The sequence below is a fragment of the Streptomyces tamarix genome (genome assembly GCF_032423885.1).
GTDB classification, from domain to species: Bacteria; Actinomycetota; Actinomycetes; order Streptomycetales; family Streptomycetaceae; genus Streptomyces; species Streptomyces tamarix.
Genome location: NZ_JAWCTQ010000004.1, coordinates 63,131 through 85,545, shown reverse-complemented (window position 1 = coordinate 85,545; position 22,415 = coordinate 63,131). Strand labels below are relative to the sequence as shown.

Sequence of the window (22,415 nt, the reverse complement as noted above, 5' to 3'; positions counted from 1 at the left end):
CCGGCTCTCCACGGGGTCCCGCCACCCGCAACCACCCTGGTGCACCACGTGTATGCGGGCCCGCTCATCCGATCGCTCATCCGTGGCCCACCCGCCGCGAGGGCGCTCATCGGAGCGCTCGGACGAGAGGGGGACCCGCCCGTCCGAGCCCACGCCCTCCCGTTCCCCCTCCCGGTCCGGCCGGGGAGGGCGGACGGGAAGGTGACGAGGAGGGGGGCGGCGAGGGGCGGGGAGGGGGAACACGACCCCACCCCCGCGAAGGGCGGAGTAGGGGCAACGTCTACAGTGGCGTGGTACGCGCGAGTCTTCACCGGCCCATCACGTCAAGGGGCGGGCTCGCAGGGATGTCTCTGTCAGGGGTGTGCGTGACGGCCGTCGAATCCCGTCCAGCGAGTGCTCTCGGGACGAGCCCAGCCCATCGGCCATTCGGGGCCCGCGCCAAGGCGTTCGTGGCGCTGACCAAGCCGCGGATCATCGAGCTGCTGTTGATCACCACGGTTCCGGTCATGTTCCTCGCGGAACAGGGCGTACCGGATCTGCTGCTGGTCCTCCACACGTGTTTCGCCGGCTACCTCTCGGCGGGCGGCGCCAACGCGCTGAACATGTACATCGACCGGGACATCGACGCGCTCATGGAGCGCACGGCGCGGCGTCCCCTCGTCACCGGCATGGTCTCGCCCCGCGAGGGCCTGGTGTTCGGTCTCGGGCTCGGTGTCGTGTCCACGCTCTGGTTCGGCCTGTTCGTCAACTGGCTGTCGGCGTGGCTCGCCCTCGGCGCGCTCCTCTTCTACGTCGTCGTCTACACGATGATCCTCAAGCGCCGCACGGCGCAGAACATCGTGTGGGGCGGCGTCGCCGGCTGCATGCCGGTCCTCATCGGCTGGTCGTCGGTCACGAACTCCATGTCGTGGGCCGCGGTCATCCTCTTCCTCGTCATCTTCTTCTGGACCCCGCCGCACTACTGGCCGCTGTCCATGAAGGTGAAGGAGGACTACGCGCGCGCGGGCGTGCCGATGCTCCCGGTCCTCGTCTCCAACAAGGTCGTGGCCCGACAGGTCGTCCTCTACAGCTGGGTGATGGTCCTCGTCTCGCTGCTGCTCCAGCCCCTCGGCTACACCGGCTGGTTCTACACGGCCGTGGCGCTGGTCACCGGCGGCTGGTGGCTGTGGGAGGCGCACGCCCTCCAGCACCGCGCCCGGGCCGGCGAGACCGGGGCGAAGCTGAAGGAGATGCGGCTCTTCCACTGGTCCATCACGTACGTGTCGCTGCTGTTCGTGGCGGTCGCCGTGGACCCGTTCCTGCGCTGAGCGCGCAACCGGACCGCCCGACGGGCGGGTCGCGTGGCCAAGGCCACGTGGCCCGCCCGTCGCACGTTGATCTACCCGGCAGTAGCATCCTGTCCATGGCAGACACCACCAAGCAGGCAGAGCGCACGGCGGCGAAGCTCGCCCGGCAGATCCAGGCGTTCGCCAAGGAGCACGGCGGCGCCCAGGGCCAGCTCGCCTACATCGGGCAGGCGGGCACGCGCATCGTGCTGGTCGGCGAGGACGGCGGCTGGGGCGACCTGGTCGCGCCGGACCGGGAGACCGCGCAGGGCGCCGCCGAGAGGGCCGGCCTCACCCTGCACGAGTCCTTCGACGGCGAGCTCGCCGCGAAGGTCCGCACGGGCCCGTACGAGTGGAGCCGCATGGCCGGCATCCAGATCGGTGGCGAGAAGGCTCCCGGGCAGACCGCCGAGTGACGCGGCGCGCCCGCCGCGACCACGACGTACCGCAACGCCCGGGGCGTCGCCGGAACGATTCCGTTCCGGCGACGCCCCGGGCGTCTTTCCGTACCGCTGCCGACCGCTGCCGGCGTCACGCCGCCGTGAGCGCCGCGCCGCTGGACGGGGCGGGCGCCGGCGCCGCGTCCAGCGGCCGCTCGCGCAGGCTCAGGACCAGGCGCAGCACGGCGATCCACAGCAGCGCCGAGCCCAGCATGTGGGCGCCCACCAGGACCTCCGGGACGCCGGTGAAGTACTGCACGTAGCCGATGCCGCCCTGGAGCAGCAGCACCAGCAGCAGGTCGCGGGCGCGCGCCCGGACGTCGTCCGGGGCGTCGACGACCCGCAGCACGAAGAACATGGCGACCGCGCCCACGCAGACGATCCACGCGAACGCCGCGTGCACCTGCGCGGCCGTCGTGTAGTCGAACGGCATGCGCGGCACGTCGCTGCTGTCGCCCGCGTGCTTGCCGCTGCCCGTCACGCCCGTGCCCGCCACGATCAGCACGGCCGACACGAGGACCAGCGCCCAGCCGAGCTTGCGCACCGGGCCGGGGACGCGCGGACGGGGCGCGGTGTCGCCCTCTCCGGTGCGCACCCAGGTGACGACCGCGACGGTCAGCAGCGCGTTCGCGGCGATGAAGTGACCCGCCACGGTCCACGGGTTCAGGCCCGTCCAGACGGTGATGCCGCCGATCACGGCGTTGCTCGCGACGATCCAGAACTGCGCCCAGCCCAGCCGGGACAGCCCGCGGCGCCACGGCTTCGTGGACCGCGCCGCGACGATCGCCCAGCCGACGGACGCCGACAGGACGTACGTCAGCATGCGGTTGCCGAACTCGATCGCGCCGTGGATGCCCTGTTCGGGCGTGGCGAACAGGCTGTCGTCGGTGCACTTGGGCCAGGTGTCGCAGCCGAGGCCGGAGCCGGTCAGCCGGACCGCGCCGCCCGTGACGATGATGACGACGGTCATGACGACCGCGGAGAGGGCGGCCCGCCGGAGCGTCCGGGGGGACGGGGTCCAGCGCTGGGCGATGGAGGCGAGGGGGGTCAACACGGACCTATCGTAAGTCGGCGCTTGTGCACGCTTTCACGAGGGGGTGCCGCGGCGGGCCGCGCGCCTACTCCCAGCGGAAGAGGCGCGCCGCCGCGCCCAGCCCCGCCACCGCCCACGCGGCGAGAACGCCCAGGTGCCCCCACGGCACGCCGGCGCCGTGCTGGAGCACGTCCCGCAGCCCGTCGGAGAGCGCCGAGATCGGCAGCCACTCCAGTGCCGCGCGCGCCGCGTCCGGGAACCTGTCGAGCGGGACGATCACCCCGCCGCCCACCAGGAGCAGCAGGAAGACCAGGTTCGCCGCCGCCAGGGTCGCCTCGGCCCGCAGCGTGCCGGCCATCAGCAGGCCGAGCCCGGAGAACGCCGCCGTCCCGGCGGCCAGCAGCAGGAGCACCGCGAGGGGGCCGCCCTGCGGCGACCAGCCGAGCGCCAGGGCGATGGCGGTCAGCAGCAGGATCTGGAGCACCTCGGTGACCAGCACGGACAGCGTCTTGGCGACCATCAGCGCCCAGCGGGGGAGCGGGGACGCGCCGAGCCGCTTGAGCACCCCGTACCGCCGCTCGAAGCCGGTGGCGATGGCCTGCCCGGTGAAGGCGGTGGACATCACGGCGAGGGCGAGGACACCGGGGGCGAGGAAGTCCACGGCCTCGCCGGCTCCGGTGTCGACGACGTCGACGGTGGAGAACAGCACCAGCAGCAGGGACGGGATGACGACGGTGAGCAGGAGCTGCTCGCCGTTGCGCAGCAGCATCCGCGTCTCCAGCGCCGCCTGCGCGGCGATCATCCGCCCGACCGGCGCGGCCCCCGGCCTCGGGGCGTACGTACCGCTGTTCATCCGCGCAGCTCCTTGCCGGTCAGCTCCAGGAAGACGTCTTCGAGGGTGCGGCGCTCGACCGCGATGCCGTCCGGCATCACCCCGTTCTGGGCGCACCAGCTGGTGACCGTGGCGAGGAGCTGCGGGTCGATCGCGCCGGTGATCCGGTACGCGCCCGGGGCGGCCTCGGCGGCGGCCGTGCCGTCGGGCAGGGCCTTCAGCAGGGAGCCCAGGTCGAGGCCGGGGCGGCCGGTGAAGCGCAGGGAGTTCTCGGCGCCGCCGCGGCACAGCCGCTCGGGGCTGTCCTGCGTGACGAGCCGCCCGGCGTCGACGATCGCCACGTCGTCGGCGAGCTGCTCGGCCTCGTCCATGAAGTGGGTGGTGAGCACCACGGTCACGCCGTCCGCGCGCAGCTCGCGCACCAGGTCCCAGGTGGAGCGGCGGGCCTGCGGGTCGAGGCCGGCGGTCGGCTCGTCCAGGAAGACCAGCTCGGGCCGGCCGACGACGGCCATGGCGAGGGCGAGCCGCTGCTGCTGCCCGCCGGACAGGCGCCGGTACGTCGTACGGCCGCAGGAGCCGAGGCCCAGGCGGTCGATCAGGGCGTCCACGTCGAGGGGGTGGGCGTGCAGCCTCGCCATGTGGCGGAGCATCTCGTCGGCGCGGGCGCCCGAGTAGACGCCGCCCGACTGGAGCATCACGCCGACGCGGGGCCGCAGCCGGGCCGCGTCGGCGACCGGGTCGAGACCGAGGACGCGGACGGTGCCCGCGTCGGGTCGGCGGTAGCCCTCGCAGGTCTCGACGGTGGTGGTCTTGCCGGCGCCGTTGGGGCCGAGGACGGCGGTGACGGTACCCGCGCGGACGTCGAGGTCGAGCCCGTCCACCGCGGTCTTGGTCCCGTACCGCTTCACCAGGCCCCGTACCCGGACGGCGGACTCGTTTCGCATGGCAGCCAAGTCTAGGCAGCCGCCGGGCGCCTGCGGGCCGCGGGGCCCCGGCGGGCGGCGCGGACGAGCATCGATGATCGTTTCCGCAGGTCAGGTTAGGTTTCCCTAAGTGACGCACGGCACCGCCGGGCCGTGTCGGCGCGGCTTGTCACTCTCTTCGGAATTACGCAACAATGGCGTTGTGAAAAACGTCGGTGCGGCTTCCACGACCTCCGGGGAGGAACTCGCGACCGGGGAGCGGTCCACCCGCAACCGGGTCGCGCGGTCCATCCTGGACCACGGTCCGTCCACCGTCGCGGAACTCGCCCAGCGGCTCGGCCTCACCCAGGCGGCCGTGCGCCGGCACCTCGACGCCCTCGTCGCGGACGACGTGGTCGCCCCCCGCGAGCAGCGCGTCTACGGCGCCCGCACCCGGGGCCGCCCCGCCAAGGTCTTCGCGCTGACGGACTGCGGCCGGGACGCCTTCGACCAGTCGTACGACAGCCTCGCGGTCGACGCGCTGCGCTGGATCGAGCAGAACGCCGGGGGAGAGGCCGCCGTCGCGGCCTTCGCCCGGGACCGGATCGAGGCGCAGGCGGAGGCGTACCGCGAGGCCGTCGAGTCGGCGCCGCCACGGGAGCGGGCCGAGGCGCTGGCCAAGGCGCTCAGCGCCGACGGGTACGCTGCGACGGCACGCGAGGCGCCGGTCGGGCAGGCCGGACAGCAACTGTGCCAGCACCACTGCCCGGTCGCCCACGTCGCGGAGCGCTATCCGCAGCTCTGCGAGGCGGAGACGGAGATCTTCTCCCGTCTGCTGGGGACGCACGTGCAACGCCTGGCCACCATCGCGCACGGCGACGGGGTCTGCACGACGTTCATCCCGCACGGCGACCCGAAACACCCCAAGACCCCTTCATCACCATCCGCAAGCACGGCCGGGAGGAACCCCGCATGACCACCGAGATCAGCCACCCCGAGCTCGAGGGCCTGGGTCGGTACGAATATGGCTGGGCCGACTCCGACGCGGCCGGTTCCGCCGCCAAGCGGGGCCTCAACGAGGACGTCGTCCGCGACATCTCCGCGAAGAAGAACGAGCCGGAGTGGATGCTGAAGCTGCGGCTGAAGGGTCTGCGCCTGTTCGAGAAGAAGCCCATGCCGACCTGGGGCTCCGACCTCTCCGGCATCGACTTCGACAACATCAAGTACTTCGTCCGGTCCACCGAGAAGCAGGCCGAGTCCTGGGAGGACCTGCCGGAGGACATCAAGAACACGTACGACAAGCTCGGCATCCCCGAGGCGGAGAAGCAGCGCCTCGTCGCCGGCGTCGCGGCCCAGTACGAGTCCGAGGTCGTGTACCACCAGATCCGCGAGGACCTGGAGAAGCAGGGCGTCATCTTCCTGGACACGGACACGGCGCTCAAGGAGCACCCGGAGCTGTTCCAGGAGTACTTCGGCACGGTCATCCCGGTCGGCGACAACAAGTTCGCCTCGCTGAACACGGCCGTGTGGTCCGGCGGCTCCTTCATCTACGTGCCGAAGGGCGTGCACGTCGACATCCCGCTCCAGGCCTACTTCCGGATCAACACGGAGAACATGGGCCAGTTCGAGCGGACGCTGATCATCGTCGACGAGGACGCCTACGTCCACTACGTCGAGGGCTGCACCGCCCCGATCTACTCCTCCGACTCGCTGCACAGCGCCGTCGTCGAGATCATCGTGAAGAAGGGCGCGCGCTGCCGCTACACGACGATCCAGAACTGGTCGAACAACGTCTACAACCTGGTCACCAAGCGTGCCGTGGCGTACGAGGGCGCGACCATGGAGTGGGTCGACGGCAACATCGGCTCCAAGGTCACCATGAAGTACCCGGCCGTCTACCTGATGGGCGAGCACGCCAAGGGCGAGACCCTGTCCATCGCCTTCGCCGGCGAGGGCCAGCACCAGGACGCCGGCGCCAAGATGGTCCACATGGCGCCGAACACCTCCTCCAACATCGTCTCCAAGTCGGTGGCGCGGGGCGGTGGCCGCACCTCCTACCGCGGCCTCATCGAGATCGGCGAGGGCGCCCCGGGCTCCAAGTCCAACGTGCTCTGCGACGCCCTCCTCGTCGACACGATCTCCCGCTCCGACACGTACCCGTACGTCGACGTGCGCGAGGACGACGTGTCCATGGGCCACGAGGCCACGGTCTCGAAGGTCTCCGAGGACCAGCTCTTCTACCTGATGAGCCGCGGCCTCTCCGAGGACGAGGCCATGGCGATGATCGTGCGCGGCTTCGTCGAGCCGATCGCCAAGGAGCTGCCGATGGAGTACGCGCTGGAGCTCAACCGGCTGATCGAGCTGCAGATGGAGGGCGCGGTCGGCTGACCCGCCCGCCCCGCCCGAACGACTTGACGACGTACGCACGTAGGAAGAGAAACCACGACAGCCATGGCTGAGAACATCCCGGTGGGCTCGACCACCGCCGGCTCCATCGCGGTGGCGGCGGAGTCGACCGTCGCCACGCGCATGAGCGCCCCCCCGTCCTTCGACGTCGCGGACTTCCCCGTCCCGCACGGCCGCGAGGAGGAGTGGCGGTTCACGCCGCTGGAGCGTCTGCGCGGTCTGCACGACGGCACCGCCGCCGCCACCGGTGAGGGGGTGCGCGTCGAGGTGACCGCGCCCGACGCCGTCACCGTCGAGACCGTCGGCCGCGACGACGCGCGCCTCGGCAGGGCGGGCACGCCGGTGGACCGGGTCGCCGCCCAGGCGTACTCCTCGTTCGAGAAGGCCACGGTCGTGACCGTGCCCAAGGAGACCGTGCTCTCCGAGCCCGTCCGCATCGCCGTGCACGGCGACGGCGGCACCTCCTTCGGCCACCTCACCGTCGAGGTCGGGGCCTTCGCCGAGGCCGTCGTGGTCATCGACCACACGGGCGAGGCCGTCCTCGCCGCCAACGTCGACTACGTCCTCGGCGACGGCGCCAAGCTGACCGTCGTCTCCGTCCAGGACTGGGACGACAAGGCCGTCCACGTGGCGCAGCACAACGCGCTCGTCGGCCGCGACGCCTCCTTCAAGTCCGTCGTCGTCACCTTCGGCGGGGACCTCGTCCGCATCCACCCGCGCGTCGAGTACACCGGGACGGGCGGCGGAGCCGAGCTGTTCGGCCTGTACTTCACCAACGCCGGCCAGCACCAGGAGCACCGCCTCCTCGTCACCCACAACGCCCCGCACTGCACGTCGAACGTCGTCTACAAGGGCGCCCTCCAGGGCGAGGAGGCGCACGCCGTGTGGATCGGCGACGTCCTCATCCAGGCGTCGGCCGAGGGCACCGACACGTACGAGATGAACCGCAACCTCGTCCTCACGGACGGCGCCCGGGTCGACTCGGTGCCGAACCTGGAGATCGAGACCGGTGAGATCGCCGGTGCCGGCCACGCCTCGGCGACCGGCCGCTTCGACGACGAGCAGCTCTTCTACCTGATGGCCCGCGGCATCCCGGAGGTCGAGGCCCGCCGCCTCGTCGTCCGCGGCTTCTTCGCCGAGCTGGTCCAGCAGATCGGCCTGCCCGACGTCGAGCAGCGGCTCATCGAGAAGATCGAGGCGGAGCTGGAGGCGTCCGTCTGATGGCCTTCGTCCGCGCCTGTGGCCTGAGCGAGCTGACGGAGGACACCCCGACGCGGGTGGAGATCGACGGCACGCCGGTCTCCGTGGTCCTCACCGAGGGGGAGGTGTTCGCGATCAACGACATCTGCTCGCACGCGAACGTGTCCCTCTCGGAGGGCGAGATCGAGGACTGCGCCATCGAGTGCTGGCTGCACGGCTCCAGCTTCGACCTCCGCACCGGCAAGCCGTCCGGCCTTCCCGCGACGCGCCCCGTCCCCGTATACCCCGTAAAGATCGAAGGGGACGATGTGCTCGTCTCCGTCACCCAGGAGTCCTGAGACACCCATGGCAACGCTTGAAATCCGCGACCTGCACGTCTCCGTCGAGGCCGACAACGCCACGAAGGAGATCCTCAAGGGCGTCGACCTGACCGTGAAGCAGGGCGAGACCCACGCCATCATGGGCCCCAACGGCTCCGGCAAGTCCACCCTCGCCTACTCCCTCGCCGGCCACCCGAAGTACACGATCACCGGCGGCACCGTCACCCTCGACGGTGAGGACGTCCTGGAGATGTCCGTCGACGAGCGCGCCCGCGCCGGCGTCTTCCTCGCCATGCAGTACCCGGTCGAGGTCCCCGGTGTCTCCGTCTCCAACTTCCTGCGCACCTCCGCCACCGCCATCCGCGGCGAGGCCCCCAAGCTGCGCACCTGGGTGAAGGAGGTCAAGGAGGCCATGGAGCGCCTCAACATGGACCCGTCCTTCGCCGAGCGGAACGTCAACGAGGGCTTCTCCGGCGGTGAGAAGAAGCGCCACGAGATCCTCCAGCTCGAACTGCTCAAGCCGAAGATCGCGATCCTCGACGAGACCGACTCCGGCCTCGACGTCGACGCACTGCGCATCGTCTCCGAGGGCGTCAACCGGGTCCGCGAGAGCGGCGAGGTCGGCACCATGCTGATCACGCACTACACGCGCATCCTCCGCTACATCAAGCCGGACCACGTCCACGTCTTCGCCGGCGGCCGGATCGTCGAGTCGGGCGGCCCCGAGCTGGCCGACAAGCTGGAGGCCGAGGGGTACGAGTCCTACACGAAGGGTGGCGCATCCGCGTGACACAGCTTCCGGGCCTCCTCGACACCGAGGCGATCCGCAAGGACTTCCCGATCCTGGACCGCGTCCTCCACGACGGCAAGAAGCTCGTCTACCTGGACAACGCGGCGACGTCCCAGACGCCGCGCCAGGTGCTCGACGTGCTCAACGAGTACTACGAGCAGCACAACGCCAACGTCCACCGTGGTGTGCACGTCCTCGCCGAGGAGGCCACGGAGCTGTACGAGGGCGCCCGTGACAAGGTGGCGGCCTTCATCAACGCGCCCAGCCGCAACGAGGTGATCTTCACCAAGAACGCCTCGGAGTCGCTGAACCTCGTCGCCAACATGCTGGGCTGGGCCGACGAGCCCTACCGCGTGGACGCCGACACCGAGATCGTCATCACGGAGATGGAGCACCACTCCAACATCGTCCCGTGGCAGCTGCTCGCGCAGCGCACCGGCGCGAAGCTGAAGTGGTTCGGGCTGACCGACGACGGCCGGCTCGACCTCTCCCGGATCGACGAGGTCATCACGCCGAAGACGAAGATCGTCTCCTTCGTGCTGGTCTCCAACATCCTCGGCACGTTCAACCCGGTCGAGGCGATCATCCGCCGCGCCCAGGAGGTCGGCGCGCTCGTCCTCGTCGACGCGTCGCAGGCCGCCCCGCACATGCCGCTGGACGTGCAGGCCCTCCAGGCCGACTTCGTGGCCTTCACCGGCCACAAGATGTGCGGCCCGACCGGCATCGGCGTGCTGTGGGGCCGCCAGGAGCTGCTGGAGGACCTCCCGCCGTTCCTCGGCGGTGGCGAGATGATCGAGACCGTCTCGATGAGCTCGTCGACGTACGCCCCCGCGCCCCACAAGTTCGAGGCGGGCACGCCGCCGATCGCCCAGGCCGTCGGCCTCGGCGCGGCCGTGGACTACCTCACCTCGATCGGCATGGACAAGATCGCCGCTCATGAGCACGCGCTCACCGAGTACGCGGTCCGGCGCCTCCGCGAGGTCCCCGACCTGCGGATCATCGGCCCCACCACGGCCGAGGACCGGGGCGCGGCCATCTCCTTCACGCTCGGCGACATCCACCCCCACGACGTGGGCCAGGTCCTCGACGAGCAGGGCATCGCGGTCCGGGTCGGCCACCACTGCGCACGGCCCGTCTGCCTCCGGTACGGAATTCCCGCGACCACGCGAGCGTCGTTCTATCTGTACTCCACGCCCGCCGAGGTCGACGCCCTGGTGGACGGCTTGGAGCACGTCCGTAACTTCTTCGGATGAGGGGCTGACTCGTGAAGCTGGATTCGATGTACCAGGACGTCATCCTGGACCACTACAAGCACCCGCACGGGCGGGGCTTGCGGCCGGGCGACGCCGAGGTGCACCACGTCAACCCGACGTGCGGTGACGAGATCACGCTCCGTGTGAAGTACGACGGCTCGCGCGTCGCGGACGTGTCGTACGAGGGGCAGGGCTGCTCCATCAGCCAGGCCTCCGCCTCCGTGCTGAACGAGCTCCTCGTCGGCAGGGAGCTGGAGGAGGCGCGGCGGATCCAGGACACGTTCCTGGAGCTGATGCAGTCCAAGGGCCGGATCGAGCCCGACGACGCGATGGAGGAGCTGCTGGAGGACGCGGTCGCGTTCGCCGGCGTCTCCAAGTACCCGGCCCGGGTGAAGTGCGCGCTGCTGAGCTGGATGGCGTGGAAGGACGCGACCGCCCAGGCCCTGGGCGACGAGCCCGCGAAGGCGGATAGGAAGACGGCATGAGCGAGAACGAGACGGCAACGGTGAAGCCCGCCTCCGAGGACGAGATCCGCGAGGCCCTGTACGACGTCGTCGACCCCGAGCTGGGCATCGACGTCGTCAACCTCGGCCTGATCTACGGCATCCACGTCGACGACTCCAACGTCGCGACGCTGGACATGACGCTGACGTCGGCGGCCTGCCCGCTGACGGACGTGATCGAGGACCAGGCGAAGGCGGCGACGGACGGCATCGTCAACGAGCTGAAGATCAACTGGGTCTGGATGCCGCCGTGGGGCCCCGACAAGATCACGGACGACGGGCGCGAGCAGCTGCGCGCGCTCGGCTTCAACGTCTGATCCGTCGTCTGTTCGACGCCTGATTCGACGCCCGAGGCACCCGCCCGCGGTCCGAGGCCCCTCGGACCGCGGCGGACGGCCGGACCCGCCGGACCGACCCGGCGGGCCCGGCCGTTCGTCGTTCTCCGCCGCCGTACGCCGTACGCCGCCGCTGTTGCCGCTGTCCGCCGTTTGGCGTCGTCCGCCGCTGTCCTCCGTCCGTCGCCGTCCCCAGTCCACATCCCCTGTCCGCCGCCGTCGTCCGTCCCCGTGCGGGGCTCCGCGCGGCCGTCCGGGGGGCAGGCGGGCCGGGAGGTGAGACCGGTTAGCACCCGGGCGGGCCGGGCGGTTAGGTTCAGGGCATGACTTCTGCACCTCGTACCACCGGAGCCGTGGCCGCCGGCCTCGCCACCATCGCCGGTGACGGCACCGTTCTCGACACCTGGTTCCCCGCGCCCGAGCTCACCGAGGAGGCCGGGCCCGCCGGGACCGAGCGGCTCACCCCCGACCAGGCCGTGAACCTCCTCGGGGAGGGCGCCGCCAAGGCCGTCGGCGTCGACGCCCGCCGCGGCGTCGAGGTCGTCGCCGTACGCACCGTGATCGCCTCCCTGGACGAGAAGCCGCTCGACGCGCACGACGCCTACCTGCGGCTGCACCTGCTCAGCCACCGGCTCGTCAAGCCGCACGGCCAGAACCTCGACGGCATCTTCGGCCTCCTCGCCAACGTGGCCTGGACGAGCCTCGGGCCCGTCGCCGTCGACGACATCGAGAAGGTCCGCCTCAACGCCCGCGCCGAGGGCCTGCACCTCCAGGTGACCGGCGTCGACAAGTTCCCGCGGATGACGGACTACGTCGCCCCGAAGGGCGTGCGCATCGCGGACGCCGACCGCGTCCGGCTCGGCGCGCACCTCGCGGCCGGCACGACCGTCATGCACGAGGGCTTCGTCAACTTCAACGCGGGCACGCTCGGCACGTCCATGGTCGAGGGTCGGATCTCCGCCGGCGTCGTCATCGGCGACGGCTCCGACATCGGCGGCGGCGCCTCCACCATGGGCACCCTGTCCGGCGGCGGCAACGTCGTGATCTCCATCGGCGAGCGCTGCCTGATCGGCGCCGAGGCGGGCGTCGGCATCGCGCTGGGCGACGAGTGCGTCGTCGAGGCCGGCCTGTACGTCACCGCCGGCACGCGCGTCACCATGCCCGACGGGCAGGTCGTCAAGGCCCGCGAGCTGTCCGGCGCCTCGAACATCCTGTTCCGCCGCAACTCGGTCACCGGCACCGTCGAGGCCCGCCCGAACAACGCGGTCTGGGGCGGCCTGAACGACATCCTGCACAGCCACAACTGACCACGGGCGGCCGCGACCTGCGGCCGCCTTATCAATCAACGCCGTGACCTGCTGCTGAGCTGTCGGTAGCTGTCGACGTTGGTCACCATTGAGCGCCCTTCCACGGCCCGAGGACGGCCCGGGAGGGCACTCGTGCATGAGCCGGGGTTTGACCTGGCCTCGGATGCGTCCGCACGGAGTTCCCGGCGCTGGTGGTCACTTCGGCCGAGCAGGCGGCAGCGAGCACGTAGCCCACCTGGCGCTCTTCCAGCGCGGACCGCAGCTTGGGGTTGCCGCCGTAGACCTCGTCACCCGCGACCCGGCTCACGCGGTGCCCGGTGTCAAGGAACCGGCCGATCATGCGGGCGGCCAGCTCCGATTTGGTAGCGAAGGCGGTGTCCTCGGCCAGGTCCGCGGCCCGGCAGCGGTCCGGGTCGCACGTCCACGAGCGCGGAATGTACAGCTCCCGGTCCACCGCCGCGTGCCCGCGGCGGCCCGCCTAGACGAGGTAGACGGCGACCTGCGCGTTTTCGATCCTCCTGGCGGTGCCGGTGTACTGGCGCTGGAGACCGACGGTGTGCGTGCCCTTCTTCACGTCCCCGGTCTCGTCGACCATCAGCACCGCATCCTCGTCGCCCAGATGCTCCAGCACATACTCACGCACGTCATCACGCACGCGGTCGGCATCCCACCCGGCCCGGGCGAGCAGGTGCCGCATGCCGTCCGGACTCGCCTCCCCGGCCAACTCGGCGATCGACCAGCAGTTCTTGCGTGGCAGGTCCGACAGCAGCCCCAGCACCAGGTCTCTCACCCGGCGCCGGGGCTCCACCCGCGCGAACCGGCCCGCTATCCGGCCCATCAGGACCTCGACGCCTCCTGCCAGCGGGCAGGGCCTACGCTGTGACCTGCGGCCACCGCACGATCGTTCGTCTTCACACACCGATGATCAACGGGTGGCCGCAGCCTTCCCGCAGCCGGTCCACCAGCAGGATCACGCTACTGCTGCAGTACCAAGTCGCGCTGATACCAGGGGCCTGACTTACCACCGGAGTCGGCCGGGCCGGCCGGGTCAACCAGGACAAACCCAGCCTTGATCAGCACCCTCTGGGACGCGACATTCTCGCGGGAGGTGCCCGCCCGCAGGGTGCGCAGCCCGTGCCGCGCCACCGCCAGCCGACACAGCTCCCGGACGGCCTCGGTCGCCACGCCGCGTCCGGCGACGTGCTGCGCGACCCGGTAACCGAGCTCAGCAGTGCCGTTCTCGAGGTCGTACAGGTTGAACCGGCCCAGAACCGAGCCGTCCTCGGCAACGAGCAGGTAGAAGGCGCAGATGCCGGCCTCCTGCTCGGCCAGCAGGGCGCCGTACCGGTCGGTGAACTTGTCGAAGAAGTCGTCGCCGCGGTCGGGGACCGAGGCAGCGAAGTAGGCGCGGTTCTCCAGCTCGAAGGCCAGGACCGCCGGGGCATGGCCAGCATGCAGCCGCTTCAGCTTGGGCACCGCCCGACCCTAACCGGATGGTGGGCTCAGATCATCTGAGTTCCCGCCAGCGGCAGACAACCCCAAGACCAGGGCACATAACGATCCACGGCTGGAGTATTAGTGCCCGATCACGGGCCATGATCTTCGAGGCTCGTCCCAAAGTGGCTGCCTGAAGCCGTGGAGTCGACTGTCCAGCCACAGAGGGTTTCTCCCACCTCGTGCCCGTAGCCGCCGGATGCGGGTAGCCGGGGCGCAGACAGGAGGCAGGCCGCGCTGCTGAGGCGGCGCGTGTCCGCGTCGTGCGCGGGCCTTGATGAAGTAGGGGAAGTCTTACCGCGCCCATGAGCGTGTGGCTGCTTGCTCCTGGCCTGTCGGCTCGCTGTTCGACTCGGCTACCGTTCCGTCCATGCCTTCTGCGCTGGACACCCCCAGGGCGCGGCCGAGCTCGCTGAGTCCCTGCTTCCTCCGCTGGGGGACCTCTGGCTGCACACCCAGGCCGTGGCCGCTCGGGCGCGGGAGGCTGCCGCGGCTGTCCCCGAGACGGACCGGGATCTCCTCGTCGCCGCCGCCTGGCTGCACGACATCGGCTACGCGCCCGAGCTGCGCGACACCGGGTTCCATCCCCTTGACGGTGCTCGTCACCTCGAATCGCTGGGTGCCCCGGCGCGCCTGGTGCGGCTGGTCGCCCACCACTCCGGGGCCGTGTACGAGGCGGAACAGCGCGGGCTGTCGGCGGAGCTGGCCGTCTACGAGCGGGAGGACTCCCCGGTCCTGGACGCCCTGGCCTTCGCCGACATGACGACCGGCCCCGCCGGGCAGTCCTTCGACTTCGACACCCGCATCGACGAGATCCTCGTCCGCTACGAGCCGGGCAGTGAAGTGCGCACCGCGATCAGCAAGGCGCGGCCGTACCTGGGTGCTGCCGTGGAACGCACTCGGCGGCACATCGCGGCGTTCACCTCGCTGCCGCCCAGCCAACGGGCGATCATCGACGGAAGCGGCTGGTGGCCACCGACGCTCTTCGCCGTGGAGCACCAGGACGTGGAACTGCTGGCCCGGTTGCTCGATGCCGGCGCGGACCCCGACGAAGGCAGTGGTGCGACACCACTGACGCACGCGATCGACACCGAAGGTGACGGGGCGTTGCAGAGCGGCGGTCCGCTCACTGCGGCAACGACCGCGGTGCTCCTCGCATATGGCGCAGACCCGGAACTGCCGGATGCGTCCGGCAGGACGCCCCTTCAGGTAGCCGAGCACTATGACCACGCCCCGGCGATCCGGTTGCTGCGCCGGCACCTGTCAGACGATCGGGTTCGAGGCCCTCAGTCGATGTAGGGCTCCGCTCGGCTGGCCGGGCCGAGCCCGATCCGCATGCGCATCGGCGGATGGACGTTCGGCTCGTTCCGCTTGCTCGGGTCGGCGAAGGCCACGTCCTCGCCCTCGCTGCTCGTCCGCAGTCGGCAGCCGACGATGCGGATGTGGAAGCAGAGGGAGAACAACCGGCCCCGGCGGCCGTGTTCCGCTGCTACCAGTGGCCAGCGCGCCGCTCCTCCGTCGGACAGCAGACAGGAGGGAGGTCGTGAGCCTCGACCGAGGCGGGGCGGGGGCGGACGGGTGTGACACAGACATACCGCACGAAGGTGTGAATTCGCGTGACTCCCGCCCCCGTCGGGCCGATGGACAGGGCGTCGCAAGGGACGCACGGGACGGCAAACCACACGAGACGGCAAGGTGAGGAACGCACATGAGGACCACCAAGAGGGTCGTGGTCGCGGGGCTCCTCGTCGTGGCGGGCGTGTTGCCCGCCGCAGGGGCCGCCCACGCGGACGAGACGCACACCCACGCGCACAACGGCCCCCGCTTCGCCCTGGTCGACGTCGGCCAGATCGACGACCCCATGGAGGACGTGCTGGAACACGTCGCCCTCCTGGGCCGGAACACGATCAGCGGCTGACCAGCTCCGCGTACGCCCTTCGCAGCCCGTCGACCGCCTCGCGGCCGGCGGGCTGCAACGGCTCGCGCACCGGCCCCGCGTCCAGCAGCGCCTTCACGGTCACCGTCCCCGGCAGCCCGGACGCCATCATCAGCTCGGCCAGCGGCAGCAGGCGCCGGTTCAGCCGGGCCGCCTCCGCCGTGTCGCCCGCGTCGAAGGCGTCCAGCCCGGCCCGTACCGCGCCGGGCGCCACGTTCGCCACCGTGCTGACGAAGCCCGCGCCGCCCACCGCGTACAGCGGCAGGTTCAGCTCCTCGCAGCCCGAGTAGACGGCCAGCGCCGTACGGGAGAGCACCTTCGTCGTGCCCAGCAGGTCGTAGGCGCAGTCCTTCACGGCCACGATCCGCGGGTGCTCCGCGAGCCGCACCATCGTGTCCGGCTCGATCCGGGTGCCGGTCCGGCCCGGGATGTCGTACAGCGCCACGGGCAGGCCCGTCGCGTCGGCGACCCGGCGGAAGTGCGCCTCGACGGCGGCCTGCGGCGGGCGGCTGTAGTACGGCGGGACGACCAGCAGGCCGTCGGCGCCCGCGGCCTCCGCCTGGCGGGCCAGCTCGACCGTGTGCGCCGTGTCCGCCGTGCCGACGCCCGCGACGAGCGGCACCGAGGGGCCGACCGCTTCCCTGACGACGCTGATCAGCTCCCTCTTCTCGGCGTCGGAGGTGGTCGGGGACTCCCCGGACGTGCCGTTCAGGACGAGCCCGTCGCAGCCGCCGGAGACCAGGTCCGCCGCCAGCTTCGCGGCCCGGTCCGCATCCAGGGCGGCGCCGGACGGGGTGAAGGGCGTGACCATGGCGCACAGGGCGCGGCCGAAGGGAGGGGGCGTGGTGCCGTCGTACGTCATGCCCGCAGTCTCCGGGGCAGAATGTCGTAGGTCCACTTAGTTCTTCTCCGGACCATTGTGAAGACGCGCTTAAGCGTGGCATGGCGGCGGTGCTCACGGGTACCCGGAGCGTTCCCGTACGCGCACAGAAGGGAGCGACCGCCGTGGCCATCAGAACCGCGGAACCGTCGGTCGGCGAGCTGGTCAAGCGGGCCTCGGAGCAGCTCACCGACCTGGTGAAGGCCGAGCTGCGCACCGCCCAGGCGGAACTGGCGCAGAAGGGCAAGCGCGCCGGAGTCGGCGGCGGGCTCATCGGAGGCGCCACCGCCGTCGCCTACGTCGGGCTCATGGCCCTGGCCGGGACCTGCGTGGCGCTCCTCGCCCTGGTCCTGGAGGTGTGGGCCGCCGCCCTGATCGTGACCGGCGTGCTGTTCCTCATCGCCGCCGTCCTGGCCCTCGCCGGACGCGCGCAGATGCGCCGTGCCGTGCCGCCGCTGCCCGAGCGGGCCATCGACGGCGTGCGCTCGGACTTCGACGAGATCAAGGAGAGGGTCCATCGATGAGCGGACCGGACGAACTGCGCCTCGAAGCGGCGCACAAACGGCAGGAGCTGGTCGAGACGATCGACCAGCTCGTGGCGAAGACGGACCTGCGGGCGCGCGCCGCCCGCATGGACCGCCGCCCGCTGGTGGCGGCGGCCGCGGCCGCCGCGGCGTTGGCCGTGCTGGCCGTGGTGCTGACGAGCCGGACCCGGCGCGGGGGGAGGTCGCGGTGAGCGCGCGCAGGCCCCCGAAGCCCCGGTCGAAGTCCAAGCGGAAGCAGAAGATCCTCTACCGGCCCGTCGGACTGCTCCTCGGCATCGCGAGCGGTGCCGCCGCGAGCGCGCTGTTCACCCAGGCGTGGAAGGTCGTCGGCCGGGGTGACGACGCGCCCGACGCGCTGGACGAGGACCGCTCGTGGCGGGAGGTCCTGATCGCCGCCGCCCTCCAGGGCGCCATCTTCGCGGCGGTCCGGGCGGCCGTGGACCGGGGCGGCGCCGCCGGCGTGAGGCGGATCACCGGGACCTGGCCGGGAGGCTCTTGACCTCAAGTTCGCTTCAGCTTCCAGGATGGGAGGTGCCCGGTCCGGACCACGGGGTGCGGCCGGGCGCCCGTCAGAGGAGGCAGCACATGACCGTGTACGTCCAGCCCCACGCCCGGCCCGACCTCACCCGCCCGGGGGTCGGCCTCGTCAAGGCCAGCACCTGGCGCGTCGGCACCCCGGAGCGGCAGCGGGCGGCCGTCGACGCCATCGCCCGCACCTGGGAGAAGCGGGAGTGGCCCAACGAGGGACTGCTCTCGTACACCGTCCACATCGGCGCGGACGGGGACACGCTGTTCCACTACTCGCAGTGGCGCGCCGAGGAGGACTACCAGGAACTCGTGCGCACCGAGCGCGCCGAGCGGAACGCGGAGATCGACGCCGCGATGCCCGGCATCGAGCGGGTCGCCCTCCACTCGTACGAGCTGTACCGCAGCGGCACGCCCGCGGAGGGGGACGCCCGGGTGCCGGGGTGCGTGGTCACCGTGGAGGCGGAGTTCGACGGGCCGGACCCGGCGCGGCAGCGGGGCTGGGTGGACGCGGTGTTCGAGGCGCTCGGCGGCGCTCCGGCGCCGCATCCGGGCGGGATGTCCGCCCACTTCCACCTCGGCCTGGACGGCACCCGCGTCCTCAACTACGCCGAGTGGGAGAGCGCCGCCGCCCACGAGGAGGCCCTGGCCGCGACCGGCGACGGCGTCGGGGCGCCGACTCCGCAGTGGCGCAGGGTGCAGGCGTACCCGGGGCTGGTGCGCGGCACGGTGCGCCGCCACACGCCCGCGCTGAGCCTCGCCCCGGGCGTGTGACGGCGGCGCGCCGCTACGGGCGGAAGCGCAGGACCTGCGGGTCGTGGTCGCTGTTCTGGTCGGCGAACTCCGCGTTGATGTGGACGCTGTCGTACGCGAAGCGGCGGATGCCCGGGCTGATCAGGATCTGGTCCAGCACCTGGCTGTTGCCCTGGAAGACGTACGAGTAGCGCTCGCTGCGCGGCAGGCTCGTGACGGCCGCGCGCAGGGCGCCGCCGTCGGTGAGGGCCCGGGTCGTGGCGGAGAACTCGAAGTCGTTGATGTCGCCGAGGACCACGACATCGGCGTTGCGCTGGACGGCGAGGACGTCCTTGACGAAGGCGTTGACGACCTTCGCCTGCTGAACGCGCTTCACTTCGGAGGAACGGTTCGGCGGCTGGCGGTGCGAGGTGATCGACTCGTCGCCGCCCTTCGAGCCGAAGTGGTTCGCGACGACGATGACCGTACGGCCGCGGAAGACGAACTCGCCGGCCAGCGGCTTGCGGCTGTTCTCCCAGGCGGCGTCCGCCGGCGCGATCCGGCCGGGGGAGACGGTCAGCGCCGCCTTGCCGCGCTCCTTGACGACCCCGGTCGCGGTCGTGGCGTCGCCGCCCGCGCGGTCGGTGAACGACACGCGCGCGGGGTTGAAGAGGAAGACCTGGCGGATGTTGCCGCCGGGCTCGCCGCCGTCCTTGTTGTTCTCCGGGTCGACGGAACGCCACGCGTAGGCCGGGCCGCCCGCGGCGGCGATCGCGTCCGTGAACCTCCTCAGCGTCTCGTCGGCGGCGACCGTGCCGTCGTTCGCGGCGCCGTTGTTGTCCTGGATCTCCTCCAGCGCGACGACGTCGGGCGAGGCCAGGTTCTCCACGACCGCCTTCGCCAGCGCGTCGAACTTCTCCTGCGGGTCGGTCGGGTCGAGGTTCTCCACGTTGTAGGTGGCGACGGCGAGTTCGCTCCGGTGCTGCGGGCGGGTCCTCTCGCGCTCGAGGCCGCGGTCCTCCACGGTGCCGAGGGTGCGCGCGGTGAGGGTGTAGCCGCCGTACTGGTCGAAGTCGAGCGGGCCCTCGGTGGTGCCGGTCAGCACGTCGCCGACGTTCGCCGTCGGGAAGGGCTGCTGGGCGAGCGGGACCAGCGACTGGACCTTGAGGCGGCCGGAGTTCTGGGACGCGTACGAGCCGTAGACCGTGCCGCCCCGCCGGCTGGGGTTCTCGCCGGGCTTGACGGTCACCCACAGTTCGGCGTGCTCGGTGCTGGGGCCCACGACGCGCGAGGAGCCGATGCGGACGTTGGCGCCCTCCAGCGACTCGTAGTAGTCCAGCGCGTAGGAGCCGGGCCTGAGGGGGAGGCCGTTGACGGAGCCGCCCTGCGCCGGGTCGCCCTCGGGCGCGTACGCGTCGGGGACGGACCCGGCGGTGACGGTCACCGGGGCGGGCACCGGGTTGCCGGAGGAGACGACGGTGACGGTCGGCTTCGAGATCTGGGTGAGCGACTGGTTGCCGGAGGCGAGGCCGCCGGGGACGTACTCGGTGACCGTGCCCGACACCGTGACGGCGTCGCCGACGGAGACGGTCGGCTTCGAACTCGTGAAGACGAAGACGCCCTCGCTGGTCGCCGCGTCCCCGTCCGCCTCCGGGTCCTGGAACCAGAAGCCGCGGGAGCCGTACGTCCGCACGCCGGTGACGACGCCGGGCACGTCCGTGACGCGCTGGCCGACGAGCGGGGATATGCGCGTGGAGCCCTGGACGTCGTGGATGCGGACGGCGCCGGCCGTGTCCGCGGCCGAGGTGGAGGCGCCGGCGAGCAGTCCGGCGGCCAGGGCGGCGGCGACGACGGCCGAGACGGCAGCGGTCCTCGGCAGGGAGGAAGCCATGGATGGACTCCAAGGGGTGGTGGGAGGTGGGCGTGTGCGGAGTGGCTGAAAAGGAGGGGTGGCCGCTCTACGCGCGTCAATCTCTTGGGTGAGCAGGGCACTTGTCAAGGGGTCCCGGGTGGACGCCACCTGTCAGGTGCATGAACGCGGAACGCGTCCCCGCATGCGTCTACGCTGGGGGACGGTTCGGACCCGCACCGCCGCTCGTCCCGAGGAGATACCGCCGATGCCCTCAGACCGCCCGACCCTGCCGCCGGTACGGCTCCGCCCGGACGCCGAGCTGGCGCGGGCCGCGCTGGCCGCGCCCGTGCTGGCGCGCGCCGTCCGGCTCGCCCGCTGGGCGGGACCGGAGACCCGGGTCGGCGCGGGCGGCGAACTCGTCGACGCGCAACTGGGCGCGGCGGCCGAGGCGCTGGGCCTCGCGGGCGACGAGGACGGCGAGGCGTACGCGAGCGAGGCGTGGCGGGTCGCGGTCGACACGGGCCTCGTCGAGGTCCGCGACCCCGGGGACGGCGCCGACGGTACGGGCACCGTCACGGCCGGGGACGCCCTGCCGCTGGTGACCGGCGGCGGCCCGCAGGACGTGCTCGCCCTCTGGCTGGACGGCCTGGAGACCGTGTTCGCCGACGCCACCGCGCCCGTCGTGGACGACGCCGAGGTGCTGGAGGCCCTGGCCGGGGCGGAGGGCGGCGTCGACTTCGACGCGCTGGGCTGGGACCCGGAGGCGGAGGCGGAGTTCCTGGACGAGGTGCTCGCCAACCTCTACCTGCTGACCGTGGCCGAGGGCGGGCCCGGCGACGGGCCGGTGCCGCTGCCCGCGCTCGCCGCCTCCGTCATCGTCCCCGACGACATGGGCGAGCCGACGGACGACGTGCTGGAGCAGGTCTCCCAGGCGATGATGCGGCTCGACGACCAGTTCCGGGTCCTGGAGCCGATGGGGCTCGTCGAGTACCGGCCCGTCGACGAGGCCCTGATGACGGAGGAGGCCCCCGACGAGCCGTCGCCCGCCGACCTCGACGAGGACGACGTCGCCCGGTACGGCATGGTGCGGCTCACGCCGCTCGGCCTGTACGGCGTCCGCAGCCGGCTGCTGGAGGCCGGTGTGGCCGCCCCGGCGGTCGGGGACCTCGCGGAGCGGGGCGCGGACGAACTGCTCGGCGCGGTCGGCGGCTTCCCGCAGGCGGCGGCGCGGGCCGAGACGGAGCAGTGGCTCGCCGGGCGCGAACCGGTCGCGGCGGCCCGCGAGCTGCTCGCCGCGGCGAAGGGCGCCGACGCCGGGGCGCCGCTGCGCCGGCTCCACTGCCAGCAGGCGCTGGCCCTGGTGGGCGCCGGGGCGGAGCCCGCCGTGCGGGAGGTCCTCGACGACCCGGAGCTGGGCGGGCTCGCCCGGGTGTGGCTCGCCGAGCGGGGCGCGGCGGACGTGCCGCCGCCGCCCGAGACGATGATCTTCTGGCTGGCCGTCGACACGATCGCCGCCCAGCTCGACGCCGAAGGCGACCTGGACGAGCTCCAGGACCTCGTGGAGGGGCTGACGGGCCGCCACAGCGGGTTCTTCGACGAGGCGTGGCGGGTCGAACACCCCTCGACCCCGGAGGTACTGGAGGCGATGGGGCGCCTGCACCGCGACAGGCGGATCGCCAAGGAGGCCCGGAAGGCGGCGTTCAAGGCCCGGTCCCGCGCCGGCTCCTGACGGACCGCCGGCGGCCCCGCCCCCGTACGGCCGCCGCGGGGAACGCCTTCCGGTGGTTCCCGGTCACACGGACGTC

25 protein-coding genes and 1 pseudogene are annotated in these 22,415 nt (G+C 71.9%); 18 read left to right on the top strand and 8 right to left on the bottom strand.

The features are described from left to right. The first annotated feature begins 365 nt into the window (after window positions 1-365). Together RND61_RS04850 and RND61_RS04845 are read left to right on the top strand one after the other, a co-directional pair. On the top strand, window positions 366-1,307 hold the full coding sequence (locus RND61_RS04850) for a heme o synthase (RefSeq protein ID WP_315876423.1): 942 nt from the start codon (window positions 366-368) through the stop codon (window positions 1,305-1,307). A 95-nt stretch (window positions 1,308-1,402) separates the two neighbouring features. Then, window positions 1,403-1,741 (top strand): hypothetical protein, encoded by a 339-nt coding sequence (locus tag RND61_RS04845; RefSeq protein WP_315876421.1) that lies wholly within the window; start codon window positions 1,403-1,405, stop codon window positions 1,739-1,741. A 115-nt stretch (window positions 1,742-1,856) separates the two neighbouring features. On the opposite strand, the gene RND61_RS04840 is transcribed toward RND61_RS04845, so the two are convergent. From RND61_RS04840 to RND61_RS04830, 3 genes are all read right to left on the bottom strand, one after another. Further along, window positions 1,857-2,819: a COX15/CtaA family protein gene (locus tag RND61_RS04840; protein ID WP_315876420.1), complete on the bottom strand. Its 963-nt coding sequence runs from the start codon at window positions 2,817-2,819 to the stop codon at window positions 1,857-1,859. 64 nt (window positions 2,820-2,883) lie between these two features. Then, window positions 2,884-3,651 carry an ABC transporter permease gene (locus RND61_RS04835; protein ID WP_315876419.1) on the bottom strand — a complete coding sequence of 256 codons (768 nt, stop codon included), beginning with the start codon at window positions 3,649-3,651 and terminating at the stop codon, window positions 2,884-2,886. After that, the gene (locus RND61_RS04830; protein ID WP_315876417.1) at window positions 3,648-4,574 is read right to left on the bottom strand and encodes an ABC transporter ATP-binding protein; all 927 of its coding nucleotides are present in this window, start codon (window positions 4,572-4,574) and stop codon (window positions 3,648-3,650) included. Before RND61_RS04830 ends, RND61_RS04835 begins: the two co-directional genes overlap by 4 nt. A 181-nt stretch (window positions 4,575-4,755) precedes the next feature. On the opposite strand from RND61_RS04830, the gene RND61_RS04825 reads away from it, so the two are divergent. The 9 genes from RND61_RS04825 (at window position 4,756) to dapD (ending at window position 12,646) form a co-directional block, all read left to right on the top strand. Continuing rightward, window positions 4,756-5,508 carry a helix-turn-helix transcriptional regulator gene (locus RND61_RS04825; protein ID WP_315876416.1) on the top strand — a complete coding sequence of 251 codons (753 nt, stop codon included), beginning with the start codon at window positions 4,756-4,758 and terminating at the stop codon, window positions 5,506-5,508. Further along, on the top strand, window positions 5,505-6,920 hold the full coding sequence (gene sufB / locus RND61_RS04820; RefSeq protein ID WP_315876415.1) for a Fe-S cluster assembly protein SufB: 1,416 nt from the start codon (window positions 5,505-5,507) through the stop codon (window positions 6,918-6,920). Before RND61_RS04825 ends, sufB begins: the two co-directional genes overlap by 4 nt. 63 nt (window positions 6,921-6,983) lie before the next feature. Continuing rightward, window positions 6,984-8,159: a Fe-S cluster assembly protein SufD gene (sufD, locus tag RND61_RS04815; RefSeq protein WP_315876414.1), complete on the top strand. Its 1,176-nt coding sequence runs from the start codon at window positions 6,984-6,986 to the stop codon at window positions 8,157-8,159. Next, entirely contained in the window at window positions 8,159-8,476 is a 318-nt protein-coding gene (locus tag RND61_RS04810) for a bifunctional 3-phenylpropionate/cinnamic acid dioxygenase ferredoxin subunit (protein WP_315876413.1), read from the top strand. The genes sufD and RND61_RS04810 overlap by 1 nt, the downstream gene beginning before the upstream one ends. A gap of 7 nt (window positions 8,477-8,483) precedes the next feature. Further along, the gene (gene sufC / locus RND61_RS04805) at window positions 8,484-9,248 is read left to right on the top strand and encodes a Fe-S cluster assembly ATPase SufC (protein WP_315876412.1); all 765 of its coding nucleotides are present in this window, start codon (window positions 8,484-8,486) and stop codon (window positions 9,246-9,248) included. Continuing rightward, window positions 9,245-10,501, top strand: coding sequence for a cysteine desulfurase (locus RND61_RS04800; RefSeq protein ID WP_315876411.1), 1,257 nt, complete (start codon window positions 9,245-9,247; stop codon window positions 10,499-10,501). Before sufC ends, RND61_RS04800 begins: the two co-directional genes overlap by 4 nt. 11 nt (window positions 10,502-10,512) lie before the next feature. Next, entirely contained in the window at window positions 10,513-10,986 is a 474-nt protein-coding gene (sufU, locus tag RND61_RS04795) for a Fe-S cluster assembly sulfur transfer protein SufU (RefSeq protein ID WP_315876410.1), read from the top strand. Continuing rightward, the gene (locus tag RND61_RS04790; RefSeq protein WP_315876409.1) at window positions 10,983-11,321 is read left to right on the top strand and encodes a metal-sulfur cluster assembly factor; all 339 of its coding nucleotides are present in this window, start codon (window positions 10,983-10,985) and stop codon (window positions 11,319-11,321) included. The genes sufU and RND61_RS04790 overlap by 4 nt, the downstream gene beginning before the upstream one ends. A 341-nt stretch (window positions 11,322-11,662) precedes the next feature. Beyond that, the gene (gene dapD, locus RND61_RS04785) at window positions 11,663-12,646 is read left to right on the top strand and encodes a 2,3,4,5-tetrahydropyridine-2,6-dicarboxylate N-succinyltransferase (protein WP_315876408.1); all 984 of its coding nucleotides are present in this window, start codon (window positions 11,663-11,665) and stop codon (window positions 12,644-12,646) included. A 181-nt stretch (window positions 12,647-12,827) separates the two neighbouring features. On the opposite strand, the pseudogene RND61_RS04780 reads toward dapD, so the two are convergent. Beyond that, window positions 12,828-13,484 (bottom strand): annotated as a pseudogene (locus tag RND61_RS04780) (IS701 family transposase); the annotation flags it as partial. Between the two features lie 137 nt (window positions 13,485-13,621). After that, window positions 13,622-14,122 (bottom strand): GNAT family N-acetyltransferase, encoded by a 501-nt coding sequence (locus RND61_RS04775; RefSeq protein ID WP_315876407.1) that lies wholly within the window; start codon window positions 14,120-14,122, stop codon window positions 13,622-13,624. Between the two features lie 480 nt (window positions 14,123-14,602). On the opposite strand from RND61_RS04775, the gene RND61_RS04770 reads away from it, so the two are divergent. Further along, window positions 14,603-15,439 carry an HD domain-containing protein gene (locus tag RND61_RS04770; RefSeq protein ID WP_315876406.1) on the top strand — a complete coding sequence of 279 codons (837 nt, stop codon included), beginning with the start codon at window positions 14,603-14,605 and terminating at the stop codon, window positions 15,437-15,439. On the opposite strand, the gene RND61_RS04765 is transcribed toward RND61_RS04770, so the two are convergent. After that, window positions 15,427-15,603 carry a hypothetical protein gene (locus tag RND61_RS04765; protein WP_315876405.1) on the bottom strand — a complete coding sequence of 59 codons (177 nt, stop codon included), beginning with the start codon at window positions 15,601-15,603 and terminating at the stop codon, window positions 15,427-15,429. The genes RND61_RS04770 and RND61_RS04765 overlap by 13 nt on opposite strands. A gap of 245 nt (window positions 15,604-15,848) precedes the next feature. Between RND61_RS04765 and RND61_RS04760 the strand changes: the two genes are divergently transcribed. After that, window positions 15,849-16,058, top strand: coding sequence for a hypothetical protein (locus RND61_RS04760; protein ID WP_315876404.1), 210 nt, complete (start codon window positions 15,849-15,851; stop codon window positions 16,056-16,058). Here the strand turns inward: RND61_RS04760 and dapA are convergent. Continuing rightward, window positions 16,048-16,938, bottom strand: a complete 891-nt coding sequence (gene dapA, locus RND61_RS04755; protein ID WP_315876403.1) for a 4-hydroxy-tetrahydrodipicolinate synthase — start codon at window positions 16,936-16,938, stop codon at window positions 16,048-16,050. The two genes, RND61_RS04760 and dapA, sit on opposite strands and share 11 nt — an antisense overlap. A gap of 143 nt (window positions 16,939-17,081) precedes the next feature. Here dapA and RND61_RS04750 point away from each other — a divergent pair, with 143 nt between their 5' ends. The 4 genes from RND61_RS04750 (at window position 17,082) to RND61_RS04735 (ending at window position 18,800) form a co-directional block, all read left to right on the top strand. Further along, window positions 17,082-17,480: a phage holin family protein gene (locus tag RND61_RS04750; RefSeq protein WP_315876402.1), complete on the top strand. Its 399-nt coding sequence runs from the start codon at window positions 17,082-17,084 to the stop codon at window positions 17,478-17,480. Continuing rightward, window positions 17,477-17,692: a DUF3618 domain-containing protein gene (locus tag RND61_RS04745; RefSeq protein ID WP_315876401.1), complete on the top strand. Its 216-nt coding sequence runs from the start codon at window positions 17,477-17,479 to the stop codon at window positions 17,690-17,692. Before RND61_RS04750 ends, RND61_RS04745 begins: the two co-directional genes overlap by 4 nt. Continuing rightward, window positions 17,689-18,000 carry a DUF4235 domain-containing protein gene (locus RND61_RS04740; RefSeq protein ID WP_315876400.1) on the top strand — a complete coding sequence of 104 codons (312 nt, stop codon included), beginning with the start codon at window positions 17,689-17,691 and terminating at the stop codon, window positions 17,998-18,000. Before RND61_RS04745 ends, RND61_RS04740 begins: the two co-directional genes overlap by 4 nt. A gap of 86 nt (window positions 18,001-18,086) precedes the next feature. After that, the gene (locus RND61_RS04735) at window positions 18,087-18,800 is read left to right on the top strand and encodes an antibiotic biosynthesis monooxygenase (RefSeq protein WP_315876399.1); all 714 of its coding nucleotides are present in this window, start codon (window positions 18,087-18,089) and stop codon (window positions 18,798-18,800) included. Window positions 18,801-18,813: 13 nt separating this feature from the next. Here RND61_RS04735 and RND61_RS04730 read toward each other — a convergent pair whose 3' ends face one another. Next, window positions 18,814-20,649, bottom strand: coding sequence for an endonuclease/exonuclease/phosphatase family protein (locus RND61_RS04730; protein WP_315876398.1), 1,836 nt, complete (start codon window positions 20,647-20,649; stop codon window positions 18,814-18,816). A 226-nt stretch (window positions 20,650-20,875) separates the two neighbouring features. On the opposite strand from RND61_RS04730, the gene RND61_RS04725 reads away from it, so the two are divergent. Next, the gene (locus RND61_RS04725) at window positions 20,876-22,339 is read left to right on the top strand and encodes a hypothetical protein (protein ID WP_315876397.1); all 1,464 of its coding nucleotides are present in this window, start codon (window positions 20,876-20,878) and stop codon (window positions 22,337-22,339) included. Window positions 22,340-22,415: the final 76 nt, after the last annotated feature.